The organism is Burkholderia sp. 3C (assembly GCF_054589155.1).
In genome coordinates this window covers 6,388-27,448 of record NZ_BAAILN010000134.1, presented here as the reverse complement: position 1 = coordinate 27,448, position 21,061 = coordinate 6,388, and the positions used below count along the sequence as shown (strand labels likewise).

At 68.8% G+C, this 21,061-nt stretch carries 25 protein-coding genes; 13 read left to right on the top strand and 12 right to left on the bottom strand.

Annotation, left to right across the window (positions count from 1 at the left end; genetic code table 11):
- Positions 1 to 90: 90 nt before the first annotated feature.
- Complete coding sequence (locus ACYP33_RS27115; protein ID WP_414442775.1) at positions 91 to 357, bottom strand: double-stranded DNA-specific endonuclease; 267 nt, start codon at positions 355 to 357, stop codon at positions 91 to 93.
- A 507-nt stretch (positions 358 to 864) separates the two neighbouring features.
- On the opposite strand from ACYP33_RS27115, the gene ACYP33_RS27110 reads away from it, so the two are divergent.
- Positions 865 to 2,625 carry an ABC transporter permease gene (locus ACYP33_RS27110; protein WP_414442774.1) on the top strand — a complete coding sequence of 587 codons (1,761 nt, stop codon included), beginning with the start codon at positions 865 to 867 and terminating at the stop codon, positions 2,623 to 2,625.
- Between the two features lie 22 nt (positions 2,626 to 2,647).
- Complete coding sequence (locus ACYP33_RS27105; RefSeq protein ID WP_414442773.1) at positions 2,648 to 3,976, top strand: ABC transporter ATP-binding protein; 1,329 nt, start codon at positions 2,648 to 2,650, stop codon at positions 3,974 to 3,976.
- A gap of 108 nt (positions 3,977 to 4,084) precedes the next feature.
- Here the strand turns inward: ACYP33_RS27105 and ACYP33_RS27100 are convergent, their stop codons facing one another.
- Together ACYP33_RS27100 and ACYP33_RS27095 are read right to left on the bottom strand one after the other, a co-directional pair.
- Entirely contained in the window at positions 4,085 to 4,585 is a 501-nt protein-coding gene (locus ACYP33_RS27100; RefSeq protein ID WP_414451234.1) for a hypothetical protein, read from the bottom strand.
- Positions 4,582 to 5,214 carry a hypothetical protein gene (locus tag ACYP33_RS27095; RefSeq protein ID WP_459624583.1) on the bottom strand — a complete coding sequence of 211 codons (633 nt, stop codon included), beginning with the start codon at positions 5,212 to 5,214 and terminating at the stop codon, positions 4,582 to 4,584. The genes ACYP33_RS27100 and ACYP33_RS27095 overlap by 4 nt, the downstream gene beginning before the upstream one ends.
- Before the next feature lie 288 nt (positions 5,215 to 5,502).
- On the opposite strand from ACYP33_RS27095, the gene ACYP33_RS27090 reads away from it, so the two are divergent.
- Both ACYP33_RS27090 and otsA read left to right on the top strand, forming a co-directional pair.
- The gene (locus ACYP33_RS27090; protein WP_414451236.1) at positions 5,503 to 5,724 is read left to right on the top strand and encodes a hypothetical protein; all 222 of its coding nucleotides are present in this window, start codon (positions 5,503 to 5,505) and stop codon (positions 5,722 to 5,724) included.
- 135 nt (positions 5,725 to 5,859) lie between these two features.
- Positions 5,860 to 7,278, top strand: coding sequence for an alpha,alpha-trehalose-phosphate synthase (UDP-forming) (gene otsA, locus ACYP33_RS27085; RefSeq protein WP_459624582.1), 1,419 nt, complete (start codon positions 5,860 to 5,862; stop codon positions 7,276 to 7,278).
- Between the two features lie 101 nt (positions 7,279 to 7,379).
- Here otsA and ACYP33_RS27080 read toward each other — a convergent pair whose 3' ends face one another.
- The 3 genes from ACYP33_RS27080 to ACYP33_RS27070 all read right to left on the bottom strand — a co-directional run bounded on the left by ACYP33_RS27080 (position 7,380) and on the right by ACYP33_RS27070 (position 9,902).
- Entirely contained in the window at positions 7,380 to 8,750 is a 1,371-nt protein-coding gene (locus ACYP33_RS27080) for an MFS transporter (protein ID WP_459624581.1), read from the bottom strand.
- A gap of 117 nt (positions 8,751 to 8,867) precedes the next feature.
- Positions 8,868 to 9,371 carry a YbhB/YbcL family Raf kinase inhibitor-like protein gene (locus ACYP33_RS27075; RefSeq protein WP_414442767.1) on the bottom strand — a complete coding sequence of 168 codons (504 nt, stop codon included), beginning with the start codon at positions 9,369 to 9,371 and terminating at the stop codon, positions 8,868 to 8,870.
- A gap of 147 nt (positions 9,372 to 9,518) precedes the next feature.
- Positions 9,519 to 9,902 carry a DUF5594 family protein gene (locus tag ACYP33_RS27070; RefSeq protein ID WP_459624580.1) on the bottom strand — a complete coding sequence of 128 codons (384 nt, stop codon included), beginning with the start codon at positions 9,900 to 9,902 and terminating at the stop codon, positions 9,519 to 9,521.
- 183 nt (positions 9,903 to 10,085) lie between these two features.
- Between ACYP33_RS27070 and ACYP33_RS27065 the strand changes: the two genes are divergently transcribed.
- On the top strand, positions 10,086 to 10,442 hold the full coding sequence (locus ACYP33_RS27065) for an ecotin precursor (RefSeq protein ID WP_414442765.1): 357 nt from the start codon (positions 10,086 to 10,088) through the stop codon (positions 10,440 to 10,442).
- Positions 10,443 to 10,592: 150 nt separating this feature from the next.
- Here the strand turns inward: ACYP33_RS27065 and ACYP33_RS27060 are convergent, their stop codons facing one another.
- A complete protein-coding gene (locus ACYP33_RS27060; RefSeq protein ID WP_459624579.1) occupies positions 10,593 to 10,940 on the bottom strand; it encodes a hypothetical protein in 348 nt (115 codons plus the stop codon).
- 168 nt (positions 10,941 to 11,108) lie between these two features.
- Between ACYP33_RS27060 and ACYP33_RS27055 the strand changes: the two genes are divergently transcribed.
- Entirely contained in the window at positions 11,109 to 11,669 is a 561-nt protein-coding gene (locus ACYP33_RS27055; protein ID WP_414442763.1) for an ecotin family protein, read from the top strand.
- A gap of 16 nt (positions 11,670 to 11,685) precedes the next feature.
- Here the strand turns inward: ACYP33_RS27055 and ACYP33_RS27050 are convergent, their stop codons facing one another.
- The 3 genes from ACYP33_RS27050 to ACYP33_RS27040 all read right to left on the bottom strand — a co-directional run bounded on the left by ACYP33_RS27050 (position 11,686) and on the right by ACYP33_RS27040 (position 13,647).
- Positions 11,686 to 12,927: a serine hydrolase gene (locus ACYP33_RS27050; RefSeq protein ID WP_459624578.1), complete on the bottom strand. Its 1,242-nt coding sequence runs from the start codon at positions 12,925 to 12,927 to the stop codon at positions 11,686 to 11,688.
- A 112-nt stretch (positions 12,928 to 13,039) separates the two neighbouring features.
- Complete coding sequence (locus tag ACYP33_RS27045; RefSeq protein WP_414445638.1) at positions 13,040 to 13,252, bottom strand: hypothetical protein; 213 nt, start codon at positions 13,250 to 13,252, stop codon at positions 13,040 to 13,042.
- Between the two features lie 125 nt (positions 13,253 to 13,377).
- Positions 13,378 to 13,647 carry a hypothetical protein gene (locus ACYP33_RS27040; RefSeq protein ID WP_414442761.1) on the bottom strand — a complete coding sequence of 90 codons (270 nt, stop codon included), beginning with the start codon at positions 13,645 to 13,647 and terminating at the stop codon, positions 13,378 to 13,380.
- Between the two features lie 185 nt (positions 13,648 to 13,832).
- On the opposite strand from ACYP33_RS27040, the gene ACYP33_RS27035 reads away from it, so the two are divergent.
- Positions 13,833 to 14,219, top strand: coding sequence for a DUF3592 domain-containing protein (locus tag ACYP33_RS27035; protein ID WP_459624577.1), 387 nt, complete (start codon positions 13,833 to 13,835; stop codon positions 14,217 to 14,219).
- 170 nt (positions 14,220 to 14,389) lie between these two features.
- On the top strand, positions 14,390 to 14,944 hold the full coding sequence (locus ACYP33_RS27030; protein WP_459624576.1) for a hypothetical protein: 555 nt from the start codon (positions 14,390 to 14,392) through the stop codon (positions 14,942 to 14,944).
- 27 nt (positions 14,945 to 14,971) lie between these two features.
- On the opposite strand, the gene ACYP33_RS27025 is transcribed toward ACYP33_RS27030, so the two are convergent.
- Entirely contained in the window at positions 14,972 to 15,889 is a 918-nt protein-coding gene (locus ACYP33_RS27025) for a LysR family transcriptional regulator (RefSeq protein WP_459624575.1), read from the bottom strand.
- Between the two features lie 92 nt (positions 15,890 to 15,981).
- On the opposite strand from ACYP33_RS27025, the gene ACYP33_RS27020 reads away from it, so the two are divergent.
- Positions 15,982 to 16,719 (top strand): glutamine amidotransferase, encoded by a 738-nt coding sequence (locus ACYP33_RS27020; RefSeq protein WP_414451245.1) that lies wholly within the window; start codon positions 15,982 to 15,984, stop codon positions 16,717 to 16,719.
- A 71-nt stretch (positions 16,720 to 16,790) separates the two neighbouring features.
- On the opposite strand, the gene ACYP33_RS27015 is transcribed toward ACYP33_RS27020, so the two are convergent.
- Positions 16,791 to 17,561 carry a DeoR/GlpR family DNA-binding transcription regulator gene (locus ACYP33_RS27015; RefSeq protein ID WP_459624574.1) on the bottom strand — a complete coding sequence of 257 codons (771 nt, stop codon included), beginning with the start codon at positions 17,559 to 17,561 and terminating at the stop codon, positions 16,791 to 16,793.
- Here ACYP33_RS27015 and ACYP33_RS27010 point away from each other — a divergent pair.
- The 4 genes from ACYP33_RS27010 to pdxA all read left to right on the top strand — a co-directional run.
- Positions 17,560 to 17,733, top strand: coding sequence for a hypothetical protein (locus ACYP33_RS27010; protein ID WP_414451247.1), 174 nt, complete (start codon positions 17,560 to 17,562; stop codon positions 17,731 to 17,733). The two genes, ACYP33_RS27015 and ACYP33_RS27010, sit on opposite strands and share 2 nt — an antisense overlap.
- 100 nt (positions 17,734 to 17,833) lie before the next feature.
- On the top strand, positions 17,834 to 18,829 hold the full coding sequence (locus ACYP33_RS27005) for a 2-keto-3-deoxygluconate permease (RefSeq protein ID WP_414451248.1): 996 nt from the start codon (positions 17,834 to 17,836) through the stop codon (positions 18,827 to 18,829).
- Positions 18,829 to 20,106 carry a four-carbon acid sugar kinase family protein gene (locus tag ACYP33_RS27000; RefSeq protein ID WP_414451249.1) on the top strand — a complete coding sequence of 426 codons (1,278 nt, stop codon included), beginning with the start codon at positions 18,829 to 18,831 and terminating at the stop codon, positions 20,104 to 20,106. Before ACYP33_RS27005 ends, ACYP33_RS27000 begins: the two co-directional genes overlap by 1 nt.
- A 32-nt stretch (positions 20,107 to 20,138) precedes the next feature.
- A partial coding sequence (gene pdxA, locus ACYP33_RS26995; protein ID WP_459624573.1) for a 4-hydroxythreonine-4-phosphate dehydrogenase PdxA occupies positions 20,139 to 21,061 on the top strand: 923 nt, incomplete at its 3' end.

Sequence of the window (21,061 nt, the reverse complement as noted above, 5' to 3'; positions counted from 1 at the left end):
GGATCGATCAAACGGGAATGGAACGCGGAGTGCGGGGGCACGGCGCCGGGCAAGCGGCCAGGCCGCCTCCCCGATGCCGCACGCGTGCGCCTACTCGCCGAACAGCGTGCCGAGCGTTTCGGCGGCGTGGCTGTCGATGGTGTTGTAGGTGACGGTGGTCGCCTCGAAGATATACAGCGTGGTGTACTTGCCGAGCCGTTCCAGGATCTCGTCCTGCAACGATTCCGGCACGATGTTCATGTTCAGATACCACGCGGTGGACGACAGCCGCGCCTGGAACGCGCCGTATTCCTGCATCAGCGTATAGAACGCATCGGCGTCCTGATCGCGGCATACGATAACCAGATTTCCTGCCATTCAGCCCTCCTGCTTGTGACGTTCGATCTTGCGAAGCAAACCCGATCATACCTGCTTCGCCGCGCGCGCTCGGAAGCGGTGCGCCGAACCGCCGACGTGACGCCTGTTGCTTCCTTGCCCGAGCGGGTTTCCCCGCGTCCCGTATCACGGCATAATTCGGCCTGCATCGCACCCGACACGTTGCAACCCGCTTGCAGCTTCTTTCAGTCAGCTCGCATTCCAGCCGATTTGCATGAGGTTCGCCCGCCGTTGCCGGGCGATGTGCGCACATTGCGTGCCACGTGCTTGTGCCTGTCATTCGGTGTGGTGTAGTGTCTGCCGTCGTTGCGTCCGGCCCGTGGGGAGTGCCGCACGGCGCCGGCACGAGGTGGTGTGCGGGCGGGGCAGCGGTAGCCCACGCCCGGCTTGTCGGTCATAAAGAATCGCCGCACTTGCGCGCCGGCCCGGCCGGGCACGCATGATGGCCTCATATTTCGCTCAGCACGGCCATGCCGGGGAGGGTGCCTGATGGATTTTGGTTTCAATCCGAACCGGATCGCGAACGCGAATGCCTCGGCTTGGCGCGTGCTGCCGAATCGCTGGGATTTCATCGCCTTCCCGCTGATCCTCTGCGTCATCGCGATGGCGGCCGTCGGGTTCCATGAAACGATGGCGCCGATCGGCACGCTGACCACCCAGAAAATCTCGCTCGACCCGGCGAACCTGCCCGAATACGCGTTGCGCACCACGCTGCGCATGCTGGCGGCGATGGTCGCCTCGCTGGTCTTCACGCTTGTCTACGGCACGCTGGCGGCCAAGAGCCGCCGTGCCGGCATGGTGCTGGTGCCGATCCTCGACATCCTGCAATCGGTGCCGGTGCTCGGCTATATCTCGTTTACGGTCACGTTCTTCCTGGCGCTGGTGCCGAGCCGCGTGGCCGGCGCCGAGCTGGCCGCGATCTTCGCGATCTTCACGAGCCAGGCCTGGAACATGACGTTCAGCTTCTACCAGTCGTTGCGCACGGTGCCGCGCGACCTGGACGAAGTCTCGCGCAGCTTCCACCTGACCACCTGGCAGCGCTTCTGGAAGCTCGAGGTGCCGTTCTCGATGCCGGGCCTGGTCTGGAACATGATGATGTCGATGTCGGGCGGCTGGTTCTTCGTGGTGGCCTCCGAGGCGATCACGGTCGGCAACCACACCATCACGCTGCCGGGCGTCGGCTCGTACCTGGCGCAGGCGATCACCGAGAAGAACATGGCCGCGATCGGCTGGGTGATCCTGTCGATGACGGTGGTGATCCTCGCCTACGATCAATTCCTGTTCCGCCCGCTGGTGGCCTGGGCCGACAAGTTCCGCATGGAGAACACCAGCTCGGGCGACGCGCCCGAATCCTGGCTGCTCGACCTGGTGCGCCGCACCCGCCTGATTCACCAGTTGCTGGTGCCGGCGGGCTGGCTGCTGGCCCGCACGGCGCGCATTCCGTTCCGGCTGCCGTCGTTCGACGCCTCGCGTTTCGCGCTGCCGCGCGTCGAGCGACGCGCCTCGCGCGCGGCCGACATCGGCTGGTCGATCCTGGTGCTGATCGGCACCGCCTACGTGATCTGGCGCGTGGTGTCGTTCGTGGCGACCGGCGTGACCTGGGGCGAAGTCGGCCATGTGTTCCTGCTCGGCCTCGCCACGCTGCTGCGCGTGGTGCTGCTGATCGCGGTGGCCTCGGTGATCTGGGTGCCGATCGGCGTCTGGATCGGCCTGCGCCCGGCGCTGGCCGAGAAGGTCCAGCCGATCGCGCAGTTCCTTGCGGCGTTCCCGGCCAACCTGCTGTTCCCGGTGTTCGTGATCGTCATCGCGCGCTTCCATCTGAACCCGGACATCTGGCTGTCGCCGCTGATCGTGCTCGGCACCCAGTGGTATATCCTCTTCAACGTGATTGCCGGGGCGATGTCCTACCCGAACGACTATCGCGAGGCCGCCGCCAATTTCCGCATTCGTGGCTGGCAATGGTGGCGCCAGGCGATCCTGCCCGGCATCTTCCCGTATTACGTGACCGGCGCGATCACCGCCTCGGGCGGCGCGTGGAACGCGAGCATCGTTTCCGAGCTGGTGCAGTGGGGCGACACGAAGATCCAGGCGCACGGGCTGGGCGCGTACATCTCGCAGATGACCGCCGCGGGCGACTACCCGAAGATCATCATGGGCATCACGGTCATGTCCCTGTTCGTGACCCTGTTCAACCGCCTGTTGTGGCGTCCGCTGTACGCCTATGCCGAAGCCAAGCTGCGGCTCGACTGAGACTCATTGAGAGCGAAACGCGATGCAAAATCCGAATGCTGCCCCGACGCCGCCCGTGCCGCCGCGCCTCGGCGACGAGATCCTGAACGTCAAGGACGTCAGCCGGGGCTTCAACAAGAGCCAGGGCGAGCTGCTGGTGCTCGACGGCGCGAACCTGTCGCTGCGCGAAGGCGAGATCGTCGGCCTGCTGGGCCGTTCGGGCTCGGGCAAATCCACGTTGTTGCGCATCATCGCCGGCCTGATCGAGCCGACCGGCGGTGAGGTCACCTATCTGGGCAAGCCGCTGGACGGCCCGGCCGAGGGCGTGGCGATGGTGTTCCAGACCTTCGCGCTGTTTCCGTGGCTCACCGTGCTGCAAAACGTGGAAGCGGGCCTCGAAGCGCTCGGCGTGGGCGCGCGCGATCGCCGCGAGCGCGCGCTGGCGGCGATCGATCTGATCGGTCTGGACGGCTTCGAGAACGCCTACCCGCGCGAGCTGTCGGGCGGGATGCGTCAGCGCGTGGGCTTTGCGCGCGCGCTGGTGGTCGATCCGACCATCCTGCTGATGGACGAGCCGTTCTCGGCGCTCGACGTGCTGACCGCCGAAACGCTGCGTACCGACCTGCTCGACTTGTGGACGCAGGGCCGCATGCCGATCAAGTCGGTGCTGATCGTCACGCACAACATCGAGGAAGCGGTGTTCATGTGCGACCGCATCCTGGTGCTGTCGTCGAACCCGGGCCGCGTGATCGCCGAGATCAAGGTGCCGTTCAAGCACCCGCGCAACCGCCTGGACCCGGCGTTCCGCAAGCTGGTGGACGACATCTACGCGAAGATGACGGCGCGCCAGACCGGCGAGGCCACCAAGAAGGGGCTGGAGGCCAACAGCTGGCTGCCGCGCGTGTCGACCAACCTGATGGCCGGCCTGATCGAGACGCTGGCCGCCGCGCCGTACCACGGCCGTGCCGACATGCCCGAAATCGCGCGCTCGCTGCATCTGGAGGTGGACGACCTGTTCCCGATCGCCGAAGTGCTGCAGCACCTCGGTTTCGCCGACGTGCGCGAGGGCGACGTGTTCCTGACGCCGCCGGCGCGCGTGTTCGCCGAGTTCGGCACGCAGGAGCGCAAGATGATGTTCGCCGATCACCTGCTGCGCCACGTGCCGCTTGCGGCGCGGATCAAGAAGGTGCTCAACGAGCGTCCCGGCCATCGCGCGCCGCGCGTGCGCTTCGAGCAGGAGCTGGAGGATTTCCTGTCCGACAGCGCGGCCGAGGAAACGCTCGACGCGGTGATCGACTGGGGCCGTTACGGCGAGATCTTCTCGTACAACGACCAGACCGAGATCTTCAGCCTCGAGGACGTGGAGTCCTGATCGAGGTGGTTGCCGGATGGTGAGTAGTGCGCGATGCGCGCGAGGTCTTGCGACCCGCGCGCATTTGTTTTTCTACGATCGCTGATTGCAGCCGCTTACTGCAGCCACTTACTGCAACGCGCCCCAACGGGTGACGGCCGGCTCGGCCGAGGCCCAGGTCCAACTGCCGCCTTGCGGCGTTTCGCAGGCGCTGGCGAGATACCAGTCGGCGTGCTCGCCGTCCTTCACCGAGAACGCGAATTCCTTGCAGAGCGCGAGCGCCGTGGAGAACGCACGCGTCACGCGCACTTCGCCCTCGCCGTTGTCGATCGGCAGGCGGTTCTTGACCTTCCACGGCGCGACCTGACCGACCGCGAGGCCGCCCGCGGTGGTGGCGATCACGGCTTGCTGGTTGGCGTGGAAACGCTTCATGGTGCGGTTCACGGCTTCGTCGGTGGCGGCCTGCACGGCGATGCCGACGCCGATCCCGATTGCCGGGTTGGCCGTGACCAGCCCGGTGGCCGCCCCGGCCAGCGCGCCGCTGGCCGCGCCGGCCGAGCCGCAGCCGGGCAACGTGGCGATGGCTGCCGCCAGCGCGCAAGCCACCGCCGCGGTGCGCAGCGGGATCATTGCAGCGCTCCCCAGCGCCCGGTGGCCGGTTCGGCCGAAGCCCATTTCCATTTCGGACCGTCACGGCAGATCGTCGCGACGTAGAACGCGCTGCTCGGCTCCGGCGCGGGGGCGGCGGCCGGCACGGCGGCGCCCGATGTGGCGGCGCCTGCTTGCGCCGTTTTCGGCTCGCGCGGGGGATCGGTGTCGACCGAGAACACGATTTCCTTGCAGTCGAGCGGGCCGACGCTGATCAGGCGGCTGACGGTCACGCGGCCGTGTTCGTCTTCCTCGATCGGCACCGAGTGGTTGGTGGACCACCGTGCCACGCCGCCCACGTCGATCGGGCCGGCCGCGTTGGCGATCTGGTCTTGCGAATAGGTGTGGGCCACGCGCTGCGTGTATTGCACGCCGGCACGCGCGGCGGCCACGGCGCCGAGGCCGATGCCGGAGGCGACGGCGGCATTGTTGGTGACCTTGCTGGCGATGGCGGCGCCGGCGATACCGGCGCCGGTGGTGGCGCCTTCGCTATATAGGGAGCTGCAGCCGGAAAGCAGCGTGGAGGCCAGCGCTGTGCCGACGAGCGCGACGAGCGAGCGGCGCGCGGCGCGACGGGCCGGCTGCCCGGGCATGGCGATGCGTGAATTCATGCTGGATGCGGTCCTGTCTGGAATGCGCCGCGCCCGCAGGTGGCGCGGCACCGGCCGCCATTGTCTTGCAAGTATCCGACCCGGATTGCAAAAGATGGACAAACGTTTGCGATTCTGCAAAAGCGGGCAAAAGCGATGGCGGCGCCGGTCGGCGCATAGTGTCTTACAAATCGCGCGGTGAGGGTCGCGTCGTTACAAATTGAAGGTAATTGTTACCTCCGCATGGATCGGGCCAGCCTACACTGGGTTTTCACTGACTGTTTCAACGGCGACACGCCCTACAGCTCGATGAGACACCCTGCCATGCGCCGAACCCGGCGCCATTCCCGCCCCGATCACGACGACGGCTTGCGCCGCGCCGAGGTTCCGGCCAGCCAGCCCGCTCCGGCGCCGTCGGACACGACGCCCGAAGCATCCGACGGCCCGGCGGACGGCGAACACAACCAGGGTGGGGCGCGTCCCGAAGGGCTCGACTATCAGCGCGATCTCGGCTCCGAACAGGACGCCTGAACGATCGACGCGCGTCGCGCCCGGCATTTCGTCCATTCGAATGTTTATCCCGTCGCGCCAGGCATGCCGCGTGCTGCGACGGAAGGAACCGGTGCGTCCGTGCGCCGCTTCGTTCAAACACAGGGGGCAGGCCATATGAGCAGATTGATCGTGGTTTCGAATCGCGTGGCAGCAGGTCAGGATGCACGTCCGTCGGCGGGTGGTCTTGCCGTGGGCGTGCTCGACGCGCTCCGGCAGTCGGGCGGCATCTGGTTCGGCTGGAACGGCGAGATCGTGGGCGAGGCCGGCGAGCCGGTGATCGAGCGCGAAGGCAACGTGACCTATGCGACGGTGGGCCTGTCGCGACGCGACTACGACCAGTACTACCGCGGCTTCTCGAACGCCACGCTGTGGCCGGTGTTCCATTACCGCATGGATCTCGCGCGCTTCGATCGGCAGGAATACGAAGGTTATCTGCGCGTGAACCAGACGCTCGCCAAGCAGCTCGTCGCGCTGATCGAGCCGGACGACATCATCTGGGTGCACGACTACCACCTGCTGCCGTTCGCGCATGCGCTGCGCGCGCTCGGCGTGAAGAACCCGATCGGCTTCTTCCTGCATATCCCGTTCCCCGCGCCCGAGGTGCTGCGCACGGTGCCTCCGCACGACGAGCTGGTGCGCTTCATGAGCGCCTACGACGTGGTGGGTTTCCAGACCGAATCGGACAAGCAGTCGTTCGTCGATTACCTGGAGCGGCGCGGCATCGGCACGGCGGCCGACGATGGCATGCTCCATGTGCACAACCGTGTGGTGAAGGTGGGCGCCTATCCGATCGGCGTGTATCCGGACGCGATCGCCGAGGCGGCCGTGCAGCATGCGCAGCGCAAGCCGGTGGCCGCGCTGCGCGATGCGATCCGCGACCGCAAGCTGGTGATGAGCGTGGATCGGCTCGATTATTCGAAGGGGCTGGTGGAGCGCTTCCAGGCGTTCGAGCGGATGCTGACCAACGCGTCGGGCTGGCAGGGCCGCGTGTCGTTCGTGCAGGTGGCGCCGCCCACGCGCTCGGACGTGCAGACCTACCAGCGGATCCGGCAGGCGCTCGAACGCGAGGCCGGCCGCATCAACGGCCGCTTCGCGCAGCTCGACTGGACGCCGATCCAGTATCTGAACCGCAAGTACGAACGCAATCTGCTGATGGCGCTGTTTCGTCACGCGCACGTCGGCTACGTCACGCCGTTGCGCGACGGCATGAACCTGGTCGCGAAGGAATACGTGGCGTCGCAGAATCCCGACGATCCGGGCGTGCTGGTGCTGTCGGAATTCGCCGGCGCGGCGGCCGAACTGCCGGCCGCGCTGATCGTCAATCCGTCGGATCTGTCGCAGATGTCGGATGCGCTGGAGCGTGCACTGTCGATGCCGCTCGGCGAGCGCCGCGAGCGTCACGGCAGCAACTTCGCCGCGCTCAAGCGCAACGATCTCGGCGTGTGGCGCGATTCGTTCCTGACCGACCTGCGCAGCGTTGCCACGGCCGCTTCGGTCACGCGCCGCGTCGGCGGCCGGCGCGTGGACGCCTGAGGCGCGCGCAAGCGGCAAGCCGGTTCGCTCCGGCATGCATCCCTTCCACGGCGGCGCTTCGGCGCCGCCGTTTTTCGTTGAAGTGACGAGTGGCCGGCCGTTCAGCCCGCGTGCGCGGGCGGTTTGGCGCCGAGCCGCAGCAGGCTCACGCAGGCCGCCACGGCCGCGAATGCGGCGGCCGCATATAGCGCGAGGGTCGGGCCGCGCGCTGGCACGATGTCGAAGATCAGCGCGACGATCGCCGCGCCGAGCGTCTGCCCGGTGAGCCGCGCGGTGCCGAGCATGCCGCTCGCGCCGCCGCTGCGATGGCGCGGCGCGGACGACAGGATGGTGCGGTTGTTCGGCGCCTGGAACAGCCCGAAGCCCGCGCCGCACAGTGCCATCCGCCAGACGATGTCGAACGGCGCCGGGTGCGCGCCGAGCATGGCGAGCGCGAGCAGCCCGGCCGCGAACAGCCCGAGCCCGATGCCGCCGAGCATGCCGGCCGAATAGCGGTCGGACAGCACGCCCGCCAGCGGCGCGACCACCATGATCACGAGCGGCCACGGTGTCATGTAAAGGCCGGTTTCCACCTGCGACAGCCCGAGCGTGTGCTGCAGCCAGAACGGCAGCGCGACGAACGCCAGCATCTGCGAGGTGAACGACGCCACCGAGGTGCTGATCGACAGCGCGAAGATCGGAATGCGCAGCAGGTCGACCGGCAGCAGCGGCGCGGGCTGGTTCAACTGCCGCCGCACGAACACGTAGCCGAGCCCCACCGCGCCGATGCCGCTCGCGATCACCATCGCGTGATTCTGGCTGTGGCCGAGCCCGTCGACGGTCATGATCACGAGCCCGAACACGCACGCGTTGAGCAGCGCGCTGAGGTAGTCGTAGGGCGCGTCGTGGCCGCGATCGGGCGGCAGCGCGCGCAGGCCGACCGCGACGGCCGCGATGCCGATCGGCACGTTGATCGCGAACAGCCAGGGCCACGCGGCCACCGCCAGCACGGCGGAGGCGACCGTCGGCCCGACCGCCGAGGACAGCGCCACCACCATCGCGTTGAGCGCGATGCCGCGGCCGAGCAGCCGCGACGGGTAGGTCATGCGCACCAGCGCGGTGTTGACGCTCATGATGCCGGCCGCGCCGAAGCCCTGGATCACGCGCATCGTCGCGAGCGAGGTGAGCGAATCGGACAGTGCGCAGCCGAGCGACGACACGGTAAACAACGTCAGGCCGCCCAGATAGACGCGCCGGTAGCCGATCCGGTCGCCGAGCGCGGCCAGCGGCAGCAGCGAGATGGTGACCGCGAGCTGGTAGGCGTTGACGATCCAGATCGAGGCGGCGTCGGAGGCGCGCAGGTCGTGCGCGATGGTGGGCAGCGCGACATTGGCGATCGCGCCGTCGAGCACGGCCAGCGTGATGCCGAGCGCGATGCAGGCGATTGCCCAGTAGCGCTGCGGAAGGGGGAGGCCGTTATCGTCGGCGTTCATGGGCGGGCGAGGGTGCGGGCGGCGTTGCCGTGAGGCGTGGCGCCGCTCGATCGGGTTGCGGACGCAACCGGTTGGGAACGCGGCGGCGCGCCGGGCGCCACCGCCGAGGCGCTGCGCTTACTTCAGGGCGTACAGGCCCGTGTAGCTGGCCGACGCGACCTGGTTCAGATGGATCATGAAGCGCGCCACGGCGTTGGTGGTGTCGGGCGTGATCGGCAGGCTGTCGACCTTCAGCGCGTGCACGGTGAAGATGTAGCGATGCGCGGCATCGCCACGCGGCGGCGCGGCGCCGCCGAAGCCTTCGTCGCCGTAGTCGTTGCGCACCTGCACCGTGCCGGCCGGCAGCGTCGTGCTGCCCGCCGCACCCGCGTTTTCCGGCAGCGCCGTGGTGCCGACCGGAAGGTTCACGGCCACCCAGTGCCAGAAGCCGCTGCCGGTGGGCGCATCGGGATCGTAGACGGTGATCGCGAGGCTTTTCGCCTCGGCCGGCACGCCTTCCCAGGTCAGCGCGGGCGACGTATTGCCGCCGTCGACGCCGAAGCCGGCGTGGTTGTACTCCTGCGCTTTCGGCATCAAGCCGCCTTCGGGAAATGCGTGGGTCCGCAGCCGGAATTCAGCCATTGAAGCCTCCAGGATTCGTGGGTTCGACGAAACGGGCGCGTCGCCGAAACGGCCGTGGCTGGCACCGTGGCGCCGACGCGAACCGGGCGAGTGTATCACCGGCTTCCGGGGCGCGACGCCAGGCGCGGGCCGTGCCGCGCGCGCCGTTCAGGCCTCGAAATCGAGGCCGCCGAGCAGCACTGCGGGTTCGGTCTGGGTACGCGATCCGAAGTCGAGATCGCGTGCGCTCTGCCATCCCGGCAGCTTCTTCGCGAGCGCGTCGAGGTAGCGCGCAAAGCGCGTGCCGTCGTGATCGTCGATGACGAGCCGGTCGATTTCCTCGGAATCCCAGGTCAGCGTCAGATGCAGCGCGTGCGGATAGCCGCGCACGTGTTCGGGCGTGGTGCTGGTGACGTCGATATGGGTGGGATGGCCGTGGCCGCCGTAGGGGCGCACGTCGGCGCGGATATGCGGGCCGAGCAGCGCGGTAATGCGTTCGGCGATGCGGGGGGCGAACTCGGCGTCGAACCGGTGCGCGATATCGAGGTCCATGGCGGCGTCTCCGCAGAGTCGTTCTGGTGTCTCGAAAATCCTAGCATGCGGTTTGCCGGGTGGCTTACGGTTGTTTTCGTGACGCTTTACAGCCGTAATCGGGCGTTACCACTTGCTGCACCTGTTACGGAGGACTCGTCCCACAATGGGTTTCATCACGTACCACCTTGAGTGGAGAGCAACATGATCAACAAGAAAATTGTCGCGGTGCTGGTAACGGCCGGTGCGCTTGCGGTGGCAGGGCCGGCTTCGGCTCATGGACGTTGGCACGGCGGTGGTGGCGGTGGTGCCGTGATTGGCGCGCTGATCGGCGGGGCCGTGCTGGGCGCGATCGTGTCGTCGGCCGTGGCGCCGGCACCGGTGTATGCAGCCCCGGCTTATGCGCAACCGGTTTATGCCCAACCGGCCTATCAGCCGGCGCAGTACCAACCGGTTTATGCCGGCCCGCCCCCGGGCGCCTGCTTCGACCGCTATCGCAACGCCTACGTACCTTGCGGTCCGCAGCCGGCGCCGGGCTACTATCAGCAGCCGGGCTGGTAAGCGCGGCAGGACGCCGGCAGGCGCCCGAAATCGACAACGCCCGCCCGGGAGATCCGGGCGGGCGTTGTCGTTTGATGCGATGACGTGACGATGGTGTTCGCGGATACAACTGGTTGCAATCCGGGGCGTAAATGATGCCCCGAGGCCCGATCAGCGGCCGTGCCCGCCACCGCCGCCGTGACCGCCACCTCCTCGGCCACCGCCGCCGCCACCTTGCCAGTGGCCGCCACCACCGCCCCGGCCGCCATGCCAGCCGCCACCACCGCCGTGCCAGCCGCCACGATCACGCCAACCGTGGCCCCAGCCGCCGTGATCCCAGCCCCCGCCGCCCCCGCCCCATACGTTCACCGTGCCGTAGACGGGCGCGTAGGCCGGTTGGCCGTAGGCATAGCCGTTCGAGTAATAGGGATCGGCATAGCCGTCGTAATAGCCGCCAGGGGCGGCGACGCAGCCTGCCAGGGCGGCTGCGATCCCGAGCGTTCCGAGCAGTCTCAGCATGATGGGGTCCTCCAAAGGTGCTGTCTGTAAGAAAGGGCAGGACGTGCATGGTTCGAGGCGAATTGTGTCGGGAGATTACAATCGCTTGACTCTCGCCGCGCGCGCCGCCACGGCGTGGCGTGCCGGCGTGAATCCTTTCGGCACCCGCCGCTCGATCAGGAGATCCTCATGCATCGTCCGAACCGGCTGTTCGCAGCCGCCGCTTTCGCCGTTTCCCTGTGCGCGTCCAGCGCCGCCATCGCCCAAACCGGCACGCCCGCGCCGGCACCCGTCACGGTTCCCGCCAACCCCGTCGCGGCGGTGCCGCCGACGGCCGCCAACGTCGAGCTGACGTCGTTTCCGGCCCCGCAACCGGGCCTCCAGCGCTCGGTGATCGTGCTGCCTGCGTTGCCGCTCGAAGAGGACGTGCGTGTGCAAGTGATCGTCGGCAAGACGCTGCCGGCCGATTGCAACGTCCGCAGCTTTTCGGCGCGGTTGCAGCACGACACGGTGCCCGGCACCGGCTATCCGCTGTATCGCGTGACCGATGTCGGGCCGGTGGTGTCGACCATGATGGCGTGTCCGCCGTCGGCCGCGCCGCAAACGGCGTTCGTGATCGGCCGCGGCGACGGCTTCCTGTTGCGCTACGACAGCCGTCTGCCGGTGGTGGTGTATGCGCCGGTGGGCTACGAGGTTCGCTACCGGCTCTGGCAAGGCTCGAACGAAGTGGGCCGCGCGGCGGTGCGCTGACCGCGGCCCGGCCTGCTCAATGCAGCGAGCAGGCCAGCCAGTCGCGGATGCGGATCGCGTCGGCGAGATGGTCGCGCGGGCCGGGGGCGTCGAGCAGCACGATGTCCACCGGCCGGCCGTTGATCCGATAGCGCATCACCACGCAATGCCCGGCTTCGTTGATGAAGCCGGTTTTCTGCAGCGTGATGCGCCGGTCGCCGCCGCGCACCAGCGCGTTCGAATTCACGTAGCGCAACTGGCCGTGGCCCGGCCGCACGATTTGGCCGCGATCGGTCGAGAACGTGCGGATCGGCGTGTAGTGGTCGGCGGCCGCTACCAATTGCGCGAGATCGCTGGCAGTCGAGACGTTGTGCGGCGACAGCCCGGTCGGGCTCACGAAATGCGAATGGCTCATGCCGAGCGCGCGTGCCTTGCGGTTCATCGCGGCGAGGAATGCCGGGCGGCCGCCCGGATAGTCGCGCGAGAGCGCCGCGGCGGCGCGGTTCTCCGACGACATCAGCGCGATATGCAGCATGTCGCGGCGCGACAGCACCGAGCCGACCTTCAGCCGCGAACCGGTGAATTTGATCGTGTCGCGGTCCGCTGCGGTAACGCGGATTTTCTTCGCCAGCGGCGCCGGGTGGTCGAGCCAGACGACGGCCGTCATCAGCTTGGATACCGAGGCAATCGGCCGGATCTGTTGGGCGTTGCGCTCCAGCAGCACGGTGCCGGTGCGTTCGTCCACCACGTAGATCGAGCGCGAGCGCAGCAGGCGCCGGGTGGCCGGCGAGTAGCCGCAGCCAGCCAGCAGTTGCGGTTTCGCGAAGTGGCCGATCGGATCGGCGGTTTGCTCGGCGATGGGTGCCTCGCCGCGCTCGATAACGGTCGCGCTGGCGCGCGCCGCATGGTGCACCGGAGGATGCAGCGGATGCCGAGGCTTGCGCTTCGCGTGCGTGCCGCGCGCGGCGCGGTTGCGATGCACGCGCTCGTGCGATGCCACGCCGTGCTTGGGCACCGCGTGGCGGCGCGGTTTGCGATGCACGACGGGATGACGGCGCGACTCGAGCGCCGTCGCATGATGGCCGTGCCTGACGGGCCGCGCGACGCAGCGTGTGCCGTGCGCGACCTGATGGGCGGCGCAGTGGCGTGCGGTGGTGGCCGAAGCCGGGCCGGACACCGCGGACAGCAACGCCGTGGCGAACGTCATCGAGACCAGGGCGAGAAGGCGTCGGGCGGAAGGCGGGCGACGCAGCAGGGAAGCAAACAGTTGGCGAATCATGCGGATGACGGCAATTGGACTGACGCGGCCCGGGCTGGCCGGCGTCGCGCTTAGGACAGGCGCATGACGGAAAGATTCGCGTGCCGCGTTGAATGCGGCGCGTCAGCGGGTGTCAGTCCCAGAAACTGCGGATCGCGACCGCGACGATCACCGGCACCGAGAACACCAGCGGGATCGCGAAATAGGGCGCTTCGCGATCGACCACATAGCTGTAGATCACCCAGCCCGCGCCGGCCGCGAACGTGATCAGGCCGGCAATCACGGCGATGATGTTCTGCGTCCGGATGGACGGGCGGCGCTTGGGTTGGTCGGAATCGGTGGGCATCGTCGGCAGCGGAAACAAGGGCGGCACCCACGTGGTGAGCGCCGGCCGCGCGAGGCGCGACGGCGCCATGATCGCAGCAAAGCGGCGCGCCATGCAAGACGCGGGCTGGGCGCGCGGGGGCGCGATCAGTCGTTGGCGATGTCGGGCGATTCGACGCCGGCCGCGCCTTCGAGCAGGCGGCGGGTGGCTTTGTAGGAATGCAGCATCTGGTCGGGCCACGGCGATTGCAGCATCACGGCCTCGTGATTCTCGAAGGCCGACGACAGCAGTTGCGCGAGCTGCGGCGAGCGCAGGTGGCGCAGCAGCACCGACAGCGCGATGGCGGTGGCCTGGCTGGCGCCGGCCGTTTGCAGTTCGGCGGCGGTCAGCGCGGAGATTTGTTCGTTGATGTTCATGAAGGCGCCTTTCGTGTGACGTGGGCCGCGCCGGGCGCGGCAAAGGCGGGATTTTCGCACGAGCGCGGCACGGCGATGGGCGGGGGTGCCGGCCGCCGCAGGGAACGCATGGCAGAGAACGCATGGCAGGGAGGCCATCGCAGGGAGGCCATATCAACCATCGTGTTTCGAGGGAGCCCATCGCAGTGAGACGTCCGAACCATCTGTTTCTCGTCGTCGGGGCCGTGCTGGCGATCGTGGCCGCCGGCATTACCTGGCGCACGGTCGATTACCGGCTGTCGTCCACCGTCGTGACCGGCACGGTGGTGCGGCTGCTGGCCGGCGGCCATCATCCCGAGGTGGCCTTCGACGCGCCCGACGGCACGCATCACACGCGCCCGATCGGCACCTGGCGCTCGCTGGAGCCCGGCCAGCGTGTGCCGGTTCGGCTGCGTGCCGCGACGCCCGAGGCGAGCGCGTCGATCGATACCGAGGTGGATATCTGGGGTGTGTCGGTGTTCCTGTGCGTGCTGGCGGCGGCGTTTCTTTGGAGCGGCATTCGGGGCGCACCCACGCGCGGGCGTTACGGCTGAAAAACCTCGGCAAGCGAGGTTTATGCACAGGCGCGGCGCGCCGGATGCCTGTGCATAAGCGCCCTCGGGCGGCCCGTTTCGCATATCGGTCGCCGGCTTCGCCAAGTCGCGCGCGCCGCGCGGCCGTTCGGGTGTAAATGAGTCGCTTCCCTCCGACACAGGCCGCCATCATGGTGACGACAAACCTTCGCAACCTGACGAACGCGCCGGTCGATACCGCGCGCACCGACCCGCGGCAGCCCGCGCCCGGGCAGCGGCAGGACCACGGCGACAACACGCGTCGCGTCTCGATGGGCCGACTGTCGAACATGCCGCCCAGCTTCGCGGCCCAGCAGCGCGCGGCGGGCGGGAGCCCGCGCAACCGCACGGCGTCGGGGGCCGATGCCTCGGCGCACTCGGCCCATGTCGCCGCTCATCACCCGCTCGCGCCGCAGCATCACGCGATGCAGTTCATCGCGCAGCACGCGCCATCGCTGCCCGGTTCGGCCGAGCTGGCGGAACAGTACGACATCTCCGCGCTCGGGCCGATGACCGATACCGAAATGATCGGCATGACGGGGCACGCGGCGCAGCACGCACCCGCGCCGCCCGGCGTCGATCCGGACGTGCATCGCGTGCAGCAGGAGATGGTCCAGCACATGACGCGCAAGATCGGCCAGGTTCAGGACGAGATGGTCAAGAACCTGGAAAAAGCGAAGGTCAAGGACGACGACGAAGACGACTGACCCCGGGCGCGCCGCGCCACGGCGCACTCAGCCCGATGCCCCGATCCGCTGCGCGATGAACGCCAGGAAGCTGCGGATCTTCGGCGCGGTGTGGCGGCTCGGCGAGCAGAACGCCCACGCGTCGCCGTAATAGTTCGTCTTGAACACCCAGTCGGGCAGCACGCGCGCGACGCGGCCGTCCTGCAGCGCCGCCGCCGCCACGAAATGCGGCACCCCGCCGATGCCGATATCGGCCAGCACCGCCTCCAGCCGCACGCCCGAATGATTGGCGACGTAGCGGCCGCGCACGTCGACGGCCACCGTCGTTCCCTGTTTCTCGAAGCGCCAGCGCGTGTCGACCGGATCCTCGCTGAGCGTCACGCAGCTGTGCGCGGCCAGCTCGCGCGGATGCGCGGGCGCGCCATGCCGCGCCAGATAGGCCGGCGTCGCGCACACCACATGCTCGATGCGCAGCAGCTTGCGGCCGACCAGGCCGGGCGGCGGATCGTCGGTGATCCGGAACACGATGTCGACCTGATCGGCGGCGGGGTCAAGCGGGCCGTCGTCGAGCTTCAGCACCACGTCCACCGAGGGGTGCGCGGCGAGGAAATCGGGGATGTTCGGATGGATCAGGAAGCGCCCGAGCGCGCGCGGGGCGCTGATGCGCAGCGTGCCGGCCGGTTCGGCCGAGCGCCGTTCGGCCAGCGACATCACCGATTTGGCGGCCGCCACCAGCTCGGTGGCATGGCGCAGCGCTTCCGCGCCTTCGTCGCTGAGGCGCAGCCGGCGCGTGGTGCGCACGATCAGCCGCGTGCCGAGCGCGCGCTCCAGCCGGGCGATCGAACGGCTGACCGCCGACGGCGTCGAGCCGAGGCGGCGCGCGGCCTCCGAGAAGCTGCCGGCCTCCGCGACCTTGACGAGGGTCGCCATCTCGACCATCAATGGCGGAATCTGATTTGTGCTCACGGGGAACAGGTCCTTGCTCGGTCGCGCGTATTATCGGCCGCCGGGGTGCTGCGTACAATCGGTGCACCGTCCCGCCAATCGTTGCCCGTTCGATGAAAAAACCGCTTCTGATCGTGATCGCCGGCGAAACCTTCGCCTCGATCCGTGCCGCCCACGACGATTTCGCCGACTGGATCGAGGCCGGCCTCGTGTCCGACCCGGAAGCGGGCCTGCCGGTCGAGCGGTTCGACGCGCGCAGCGCCGAGGCCTTGCCCGACCCGCGCGGTTTCGCCGGGATCGTCGTGACCGGTTCGCATGCGATGGTGACGGCGCGCGAGGCGTGGAGCGAGCGGCTCGGGCGCTGGTTGGCCGAATCCGCCGAATCTGCCGACGGCCCGGCGATGCTCGGCATCTGCTACGGCCATCAATTGCTCGGGCAGGCGCTCGGCGGCGAGGTGGGCGACCGTCGCGACGGGCGGTTCGAGATCGGCACGGTGTCGATCACGAAGACGGCCGACGCGGCGGCGGACCCGCTGTTCGGCGCGCTGCCCGCCCGTTTCGACGCGCAGGTCGTGCATTACCAGTCCGTTCATCGTCTGCCTGCGGGCGCGCGCTTGCTGGCCGCGAGCGAGGCCGATCCGTGCCAGGCGTTTCGCTACGGCGCGCGCACCTGGGGCGTGCAGTTTCATCCGGAATTTCCGCAGGCGGCGATCAAGGCGTATCTCGCGATCCTGCGCGCGCAGCCGGGCGAGCATGGCGCGGACGCGGTGCCGCCGAATGTTAGCGTGCGGACCACACCGGTCGCGTTCGGCCTGCTCGGGCGTTTTGCGCGTTTGTGCGCGGGGCGTTGAAGCGCGGGCTGTTTTAAGGCCTGCTATCACGGCCTGCTTCACGGCCTGCTTCACGGCCGCCCCCGCCTGCCTCAGTCGTCCTGCACTGCGCACTCCACCGTCACTTCGCCGCGCTGCTCGAAGCGCGCGAGCAGCGCGGCCTCGGCCTGCGCATCCGTGACGAGCGTCCAGTTGCGATCGAGCGGCGTCCAGTGCTGCTGGCTTGCGCGTTCGAGCTTGTTCGACGTGACCAGCACCAGCACCTGCGCGGCCTGCGCGGCGATGCATTCCTTCAGATAGGCCTGCTCGGCCGACGCCTCGCACAGGCCGCGCCCGGCCACCACGCCATCCGCGCCCAGGAATGCCTTGTCGAAACTGACGCGCGACAGCGCCAGCTGCGCGATCGGCCCGAGCGTGCTCATGCTCGACGGACGCACGTCGCCGCCGAGCAGCGTCACGCGCACCTCGGCCACCGCCAGCGTGGTGACGGCCAGCAGGTTGTTGGTGACCACGTGGATGTCGCGCCGCCCCGACAGCCAGCGCGCGAGCGCGGCGGTGGTGGTGCCGCCGTCGAGAAAGATCGTGTCGCCGTCCTGCACGTGCCGCGCGGCCGCGCGCGCGATCGCTTCCTTCTGTTCGCGAAAGCTCGCGCGTCGGGTGTCGAGCGATTCCTCCGGCTCGTGCATGCCGACCGATGCCGCGCCGCCATAGGTCCGCACGATGCGCCGCTCGTCGGCGAGCGCGCGCAGGTCGCGCCGCACGGTCGCCTCGGACATGCCGAAATGCTCGCAGAGCGCGGCGACGTCGTTCATGCCGGACAGCACGGCCTTGAGCATCGCCTCGCGGCGTTTCTCGACTTTCATGAAGTTCCTGTGCAGTGTTTCGATGCTTGCTGGAGACGAGGCTCGCCAGTGTAGCGGACGCTCCGCGCCCGGCGCCTGCCCGGCGCGCTTCGATCGAATGACCGATATTCTGATCGATTCGATCAATATGGAGCGATTTTTTGCACCAATCGATCAGGGTAATCCCGTGTGAACGAGAAATTGCCGAAGCCCGATGTTGTCGCTACACTCCGTTTTGATCGAATCGGTCAAAGTGTGACCGATTCAAACAGAAACTGCCTGGGGAGACACGGATGGCTCAGATTCACATCAAGCGCGCCATCGAGCGCGTACCGGGCGGGATGATGATCGTCCCGCTGCTGGTCGGCTCGTTGATCGCGACGTTCCTGCCGACCATGCCGAAATTCTTCGGCTCGTTTACCAACGCGCTGTTCACCGGCTCGCTGCCGATCCTCGCCGTGTTCTACGTGTGCATGGGCGCGAGCATCGACGTGAAGGCCACGCCCTACCTGCTGAAGAAGGGCGGGGCGCTGTTCGTGACCAAGGTCGGTGCGGCGATCGTGACGGGCATCGTGCTGGGCCATTTCCTCGGCGAGCAGCCGGTGTCGTCGGGCCTGTTCGCGGGCATTTCGACGCTGGCCGTGGTGGCCGCGATGAACGACACCAACGGCGGCCTCTACATGGCGCTGATGGGCCAGTACGGCCGCTCGGAGGATGTCGGCGCGTACACCATCATGTCGCTCGAATCCGGCCCGTTCCTGACCATGGTCACGCTCGGCGTGGCCGGCTTGTCGGCGTTCCCGTGGCCCACCCTGGTCGGCAGCATCCTGCCGCTCGCGCTCGGCATGCTGCTCGGCAATCTCGACCGCGAAATGCGCGCGTTCCTGAGCCGCGCGGTGCCGGTCATGATCCCGTTCTTCGCGCTGGCGCTCGGCGCCGGCCTCGATCTGCACAAGGTCTGGCAGGCCGGCCTGCTCGGCATCCTGCTCGGCGTCGCGGTGGTGATCGTGACGGGCGTGCCGCTCTACATCGCCGATCGCCTGACGGGCGGCACCGGCGTGGCCGGCGTGGCGGCGGCCAATACCGCGGGCAATGCGGCGGCGGTGCCGGCGCTGATCGCGGCGGCCAACCCCGTGTACACCGAAGCGGCCAAGTCGGCCACGCTGCTGGTGGCGGCCTGCGTGGTGGTGACCGCGATCGCCTCGCCGATCCTCACCGCCGCGGTGGCCAAGCGCGTCAACGCCAAGGGCGGCGCGCGAGCCGGCAACCCGGTGCGAGAGGGCGCGTGATGAGCACGTCCGGTCTGCTGATTGTTGCCGACGACTTGTCGGGCGCCGCCGATTGCGCGATCGCGTTCGCGGCGGCCGGGCGGCGCACCGTGGTGTCGCTCGACGCGAGCGTGCCGGTGCGGCCGGCGGCGGTGGTGGCGGTCGATACCGACACGCGCCGCCTGACGCCCGCCGAAGCGGCACAACGCGCGGCGGATGCCTGGCGGGCGTTGCAGGCGCCGGGCCGTCGGCTCTACAAGAAAATCGATTCGACCTTGCGCGGCAACTGGGCGGCCGAAGTGGCGGCGCTCGCCGCGCTGGCCGGCCCGGCCATCGTCGCACCGGCGTTTCCGGCCACGGGCCGCACCGTACGCGACGGCCGCGTGATGGTGCGCGGCGTGCCGCTCGAAGCCACCGAAACCTGGCAACTGGACAACGCCGGCCAGGACGCCGCGCTGCATGCGATGCTGGAGGCCGCCGGCCTGCGCGTCGAGCATGTCGCGCTCGAAACGCTGCGCGTCGCGCCGCAACGGATCGCCGAACTGCTCGCCGACATGGCGCAGGGCGGTGCGAGCGCGATCGTCGTCGACGCCGAAACCGGCGAGGACCTGGCCGCGATCGCGCGTGTCACGGCTGCGATCGACGCGCCGTTCTTCTGGGTCGGCTCGGGCGGTTTGTCGCGCGAGCTGGCCGATCTGCCCGACCTGTTCGCGGCGCAACGGGAATCCGCGGCCGAACCGGTGGCGCAAACGCCGGCCGATGCCGCCGTGGCCGGCCCGCTGCTGGCGCTGGTCGGCAGCCTGTCGGCGATCTCCGAGCGTCAGTGCGTGCTGCTGCGCACCGAGGCCGGCATCGCCGAATTCATCGTGCCGCCGGCCGTGTTGCGCGAGGGCAGTCGCCACGCGCAATGGCGCGCGTGGCACGACCGCATCGGCGCGTGCCTGCGCGGCCAGCAGGACGCCATCGTGCGCATCGGCCGCGACGACGCGTTCGACCCGGCCGAAGGCTCGCACCTGTCGAACGCGCTCGCCGCGCTCGTCGCACCGTATGTCGACGGCCTCGGCGGCCTGATCGTGACCGGCGGCGAGACCGCCCGCGCGATGCTGGCCGCCGCGCGAATCGGCGGCCTCGAACTGGCCTGCGAGATCGAGGCGGGCGTCGCGCTCGGCCGCCCGGCCGACGGCCGCGGCCCGCGCGTCGTCACCAAGGCCGGCGCGTTCGGCACCGAACACGCGCTGCTCGGCGCCTGGCGGCACCTGCGCGGCGAGCAGATGCCCACGGCGCGCCGCAGCGCCTGAACCCCACGAATCCACCCTGAACGAAACACATCATGAGCAACTATCTTCCTGTTATTGGCATCACGATGGGCGACGCGAGCGGCGTGGGCCCCGAGGTCGTCGTCAAGAGCCTCGTGCACGACACCGTCTACCAGCAATGCCGCCCGCTCGTGATCGGCGATGCGCGCCGGCTGGAGCGCGCGATCGAGATCACCGGCGTGCAGGCCACCGTGCGCCGCATCGAGGGCGCCGCGCAGGCGCGCTACGAGCGCGGCACGATCGACTGCATCGACCTCGAACTGATTCCCGCCGACCTGCCGTTCGGCCAGCTCTCGCCGGTGGCGGGCGACGCGGCCTATCGCTACATCGCGCGCGCCGTCGAGCTGGCGCAGGCCAACCAGATCGACGCGATCTGCACCGCGCCGCTGAACAAGGAGGCCCTGCATGCCGGCGGCCACAAGTTCCCGGGCCACACCGAAATGCTGGCGCACCTGACGGGCGTCGAGGAAGTGTCGATGATGCTGGTCGCGCCGCAACTGCGCGTGATCCACGTCACGACCCACATCGGCATCATCGACGCGATCCGCAAGATCGAGCCGGGCCTCGTGCAACGCACGATCGAGCGCGGCAACGCCACGCTGATCAAGGCCGGCATTGCAAAGCCGCGCATCGGCGTGTGCGGCATCAATCCGCATGCGGGCGAGAACGGCCTGTTCGGCTATGGCGAAGAAGAAGAGAAGATCATCCCGGCCGTGACGCTGCTGCAGGAACGCGGCCTCGACGTGACCGGCCCGCTGCCCGCCGACACGCTGTTCTATCGCGCAGGCCGCGGCGATTTCGACCTGGTGGTGGCGATGTATCACGATCAGGGCCACGGCCCGGTCAAGGTGCTCGGCCTCGAAGCCGGCGTCAACGTGACGGTCGGGCTGGACGTGGTGCGCACCTCGGTGGACCACGGCACCGCGTTCGACATCGC

Excerpts from the sequence above, each read along its gene's own strand:
- ACYP33_RS27020 (WP_414451245.1), top strand. The coding sequence starts at position 15,982 with ATGAAAAAACCGCTTCTGATCGTGATCGCCGGCGAAACCTTCGCCTCG.
- ACYP33_RS27055 (WP_414442763.1), top strand. The coding sequence starts at position 11,109 with ATGCATCGTCCGAACCGGCTGTTCGCAGCCGCCGCTTTCGCCGTTTCC.
- ACYP33_RS27100 (WP_414451234.1), bottom strand. The coding sequence starts at position 4,585 with ATGATCCCGCTGCGCACCGCGGCGGTGGCTTGCGCGCTGGCGGCAGCC.
- ACYP33_RS27010 (WP_414451247.1), top strand. The coding sequence starts at position 17,560 with ATGAAGTTCCTGTGCAGTGTTTCGATGCTTGCTGGAGACGAGGCTCGC.
- ACYP33_RS27015 (WP_459624574.1), bottom strand. The coding sequence starts at position 17,561 with ATGAAAGTCGAGAAACGCCGCGAGGCGATGCTCAAGGCCGTGCTGTCC.
- otsA (WP_459624582.1), top strand. The coding sequence starts at position 5,860 with ATGAGCAGATTGATCGTGGTTTCGAATCGCGTGGCAGCAGGTCAGGAT.
- ACYP33_RS27030 (WP_459624576.1), top strand. The coding sequence starts at position 14,390 with ATGGTGACGACAAACCTTCGCAACCTGACGAACGCGCCGGTCGATACC.
- ACYP33_RS27095 (WP_459624583.1), bottom strand. The coding sequence starts at position 5,214 with ATGAATTCACGCATCGCCATGCCCGGGCAGCCGGCCCGTCGCGCCGCG.
- ACYP33_RS27065 (WP_414442765.1), top strand. The coding sequence starts at position 10,086 with ATGATCAACAAGAAAATTGTCGCGGTGCTGGTAACGGCCGGTGCGCTT.
- ACYP33_RS27050 (WP_459624578.1), bottom strand. The coding sequence starts at position 12,927 with ATGATTCGCCAACTGTTTGCTTCCCTGCTGCGTCGCCCGCCTTCCGCC.
- ACYP33_RS27090 (WP_414451236.1), top strand. The coding sequence starts at position 5,503 with ATGAGACACCCTGCCATGCGCCGAACCCGGCGCCATTCCCGCCCCGAT.
- ACYP33_RS27105 (WP_414442773.1), top strand. The coding sequence starts at position 2,648 with ATGCAAAATCCGAATGCTGCCCCGACGCCGCCCGTGCCGCCGCGCCTC.
- ACYP33_RS27060 (WP_459624579.1), bottom strand. The coding sequence starts at position 10,940 with ATGCTGAGACTGCTCGGAACGCTCGGGATCGCAGCCGCCCTGGCAGGC.
- ACYP33_RS27080 (WP_459624581.1), bottom strand. The coding sequence starts at position 8,750 with ATGAACGCCGACGATAACGGCCTCCCCCTTCCGCAGCGCTACTGGGCA.
- ACYP33_RS27005 (WP_414451248.1), top strand. The coding sequence starts at position 17,834 with ATGGCTCAGATTCACATCAAGCGCGCCATCGAGCGCGTACCGGGCGGG.
- ACYP33_RS27070 (WP_459624580.1), bottom strand. The coding sequence starts at position 9,902 with ATGGACCTCGATATCGCGCACCGGTTCGACGCCGAGTTCGCCCCCCGC.
- ACYP33_RS27000 (WP_414451249.1), top strand. The coding sequence starts at position 18,829 with ATGAGCACGTCCGGTCTGCTGATTGTTGCCGACGACTTGTCGGGCGCC.
- ACYP33_RS27075 (WP_414442767.1), bottom strand. The coding sequence starts at position 9,371 with ATGGCTGAATTCCGGCTGCGGACCCACGCATTTCCCGAAGGCGGCTTG.
- ACYP33_RS27110 (WP_414442774.1), top strand. The coding sequence starts at position 865 with ATGGATTTTGGTTTCAATCCGAACCGGATCGCGAACGCGAATGCCTCG.
- ACYP33_RS27045 (WP_414445638.1), bottom strand. The coding sequence starts at position 13,252 with ATGCCCACCGATTCCGACCAACCCAAGCGCCGCCCGTCCATCCGGACG.
- ACYP33_RS27115 (WP_414442775.1), bottom strand. The coding sequence starts at position 357 with ATGGCAGGAAATCTGGTTATCGTATGCCGCGATCAGGACGCCGATGCG.
- ACYP33_RS27040 (WP_414442761.1), bottom strand. The coding sequence starts at position 13,647 with ATGAACATCAACGAACAAATCTCCGCGCTGACCGCCGCCGAACTGCAA.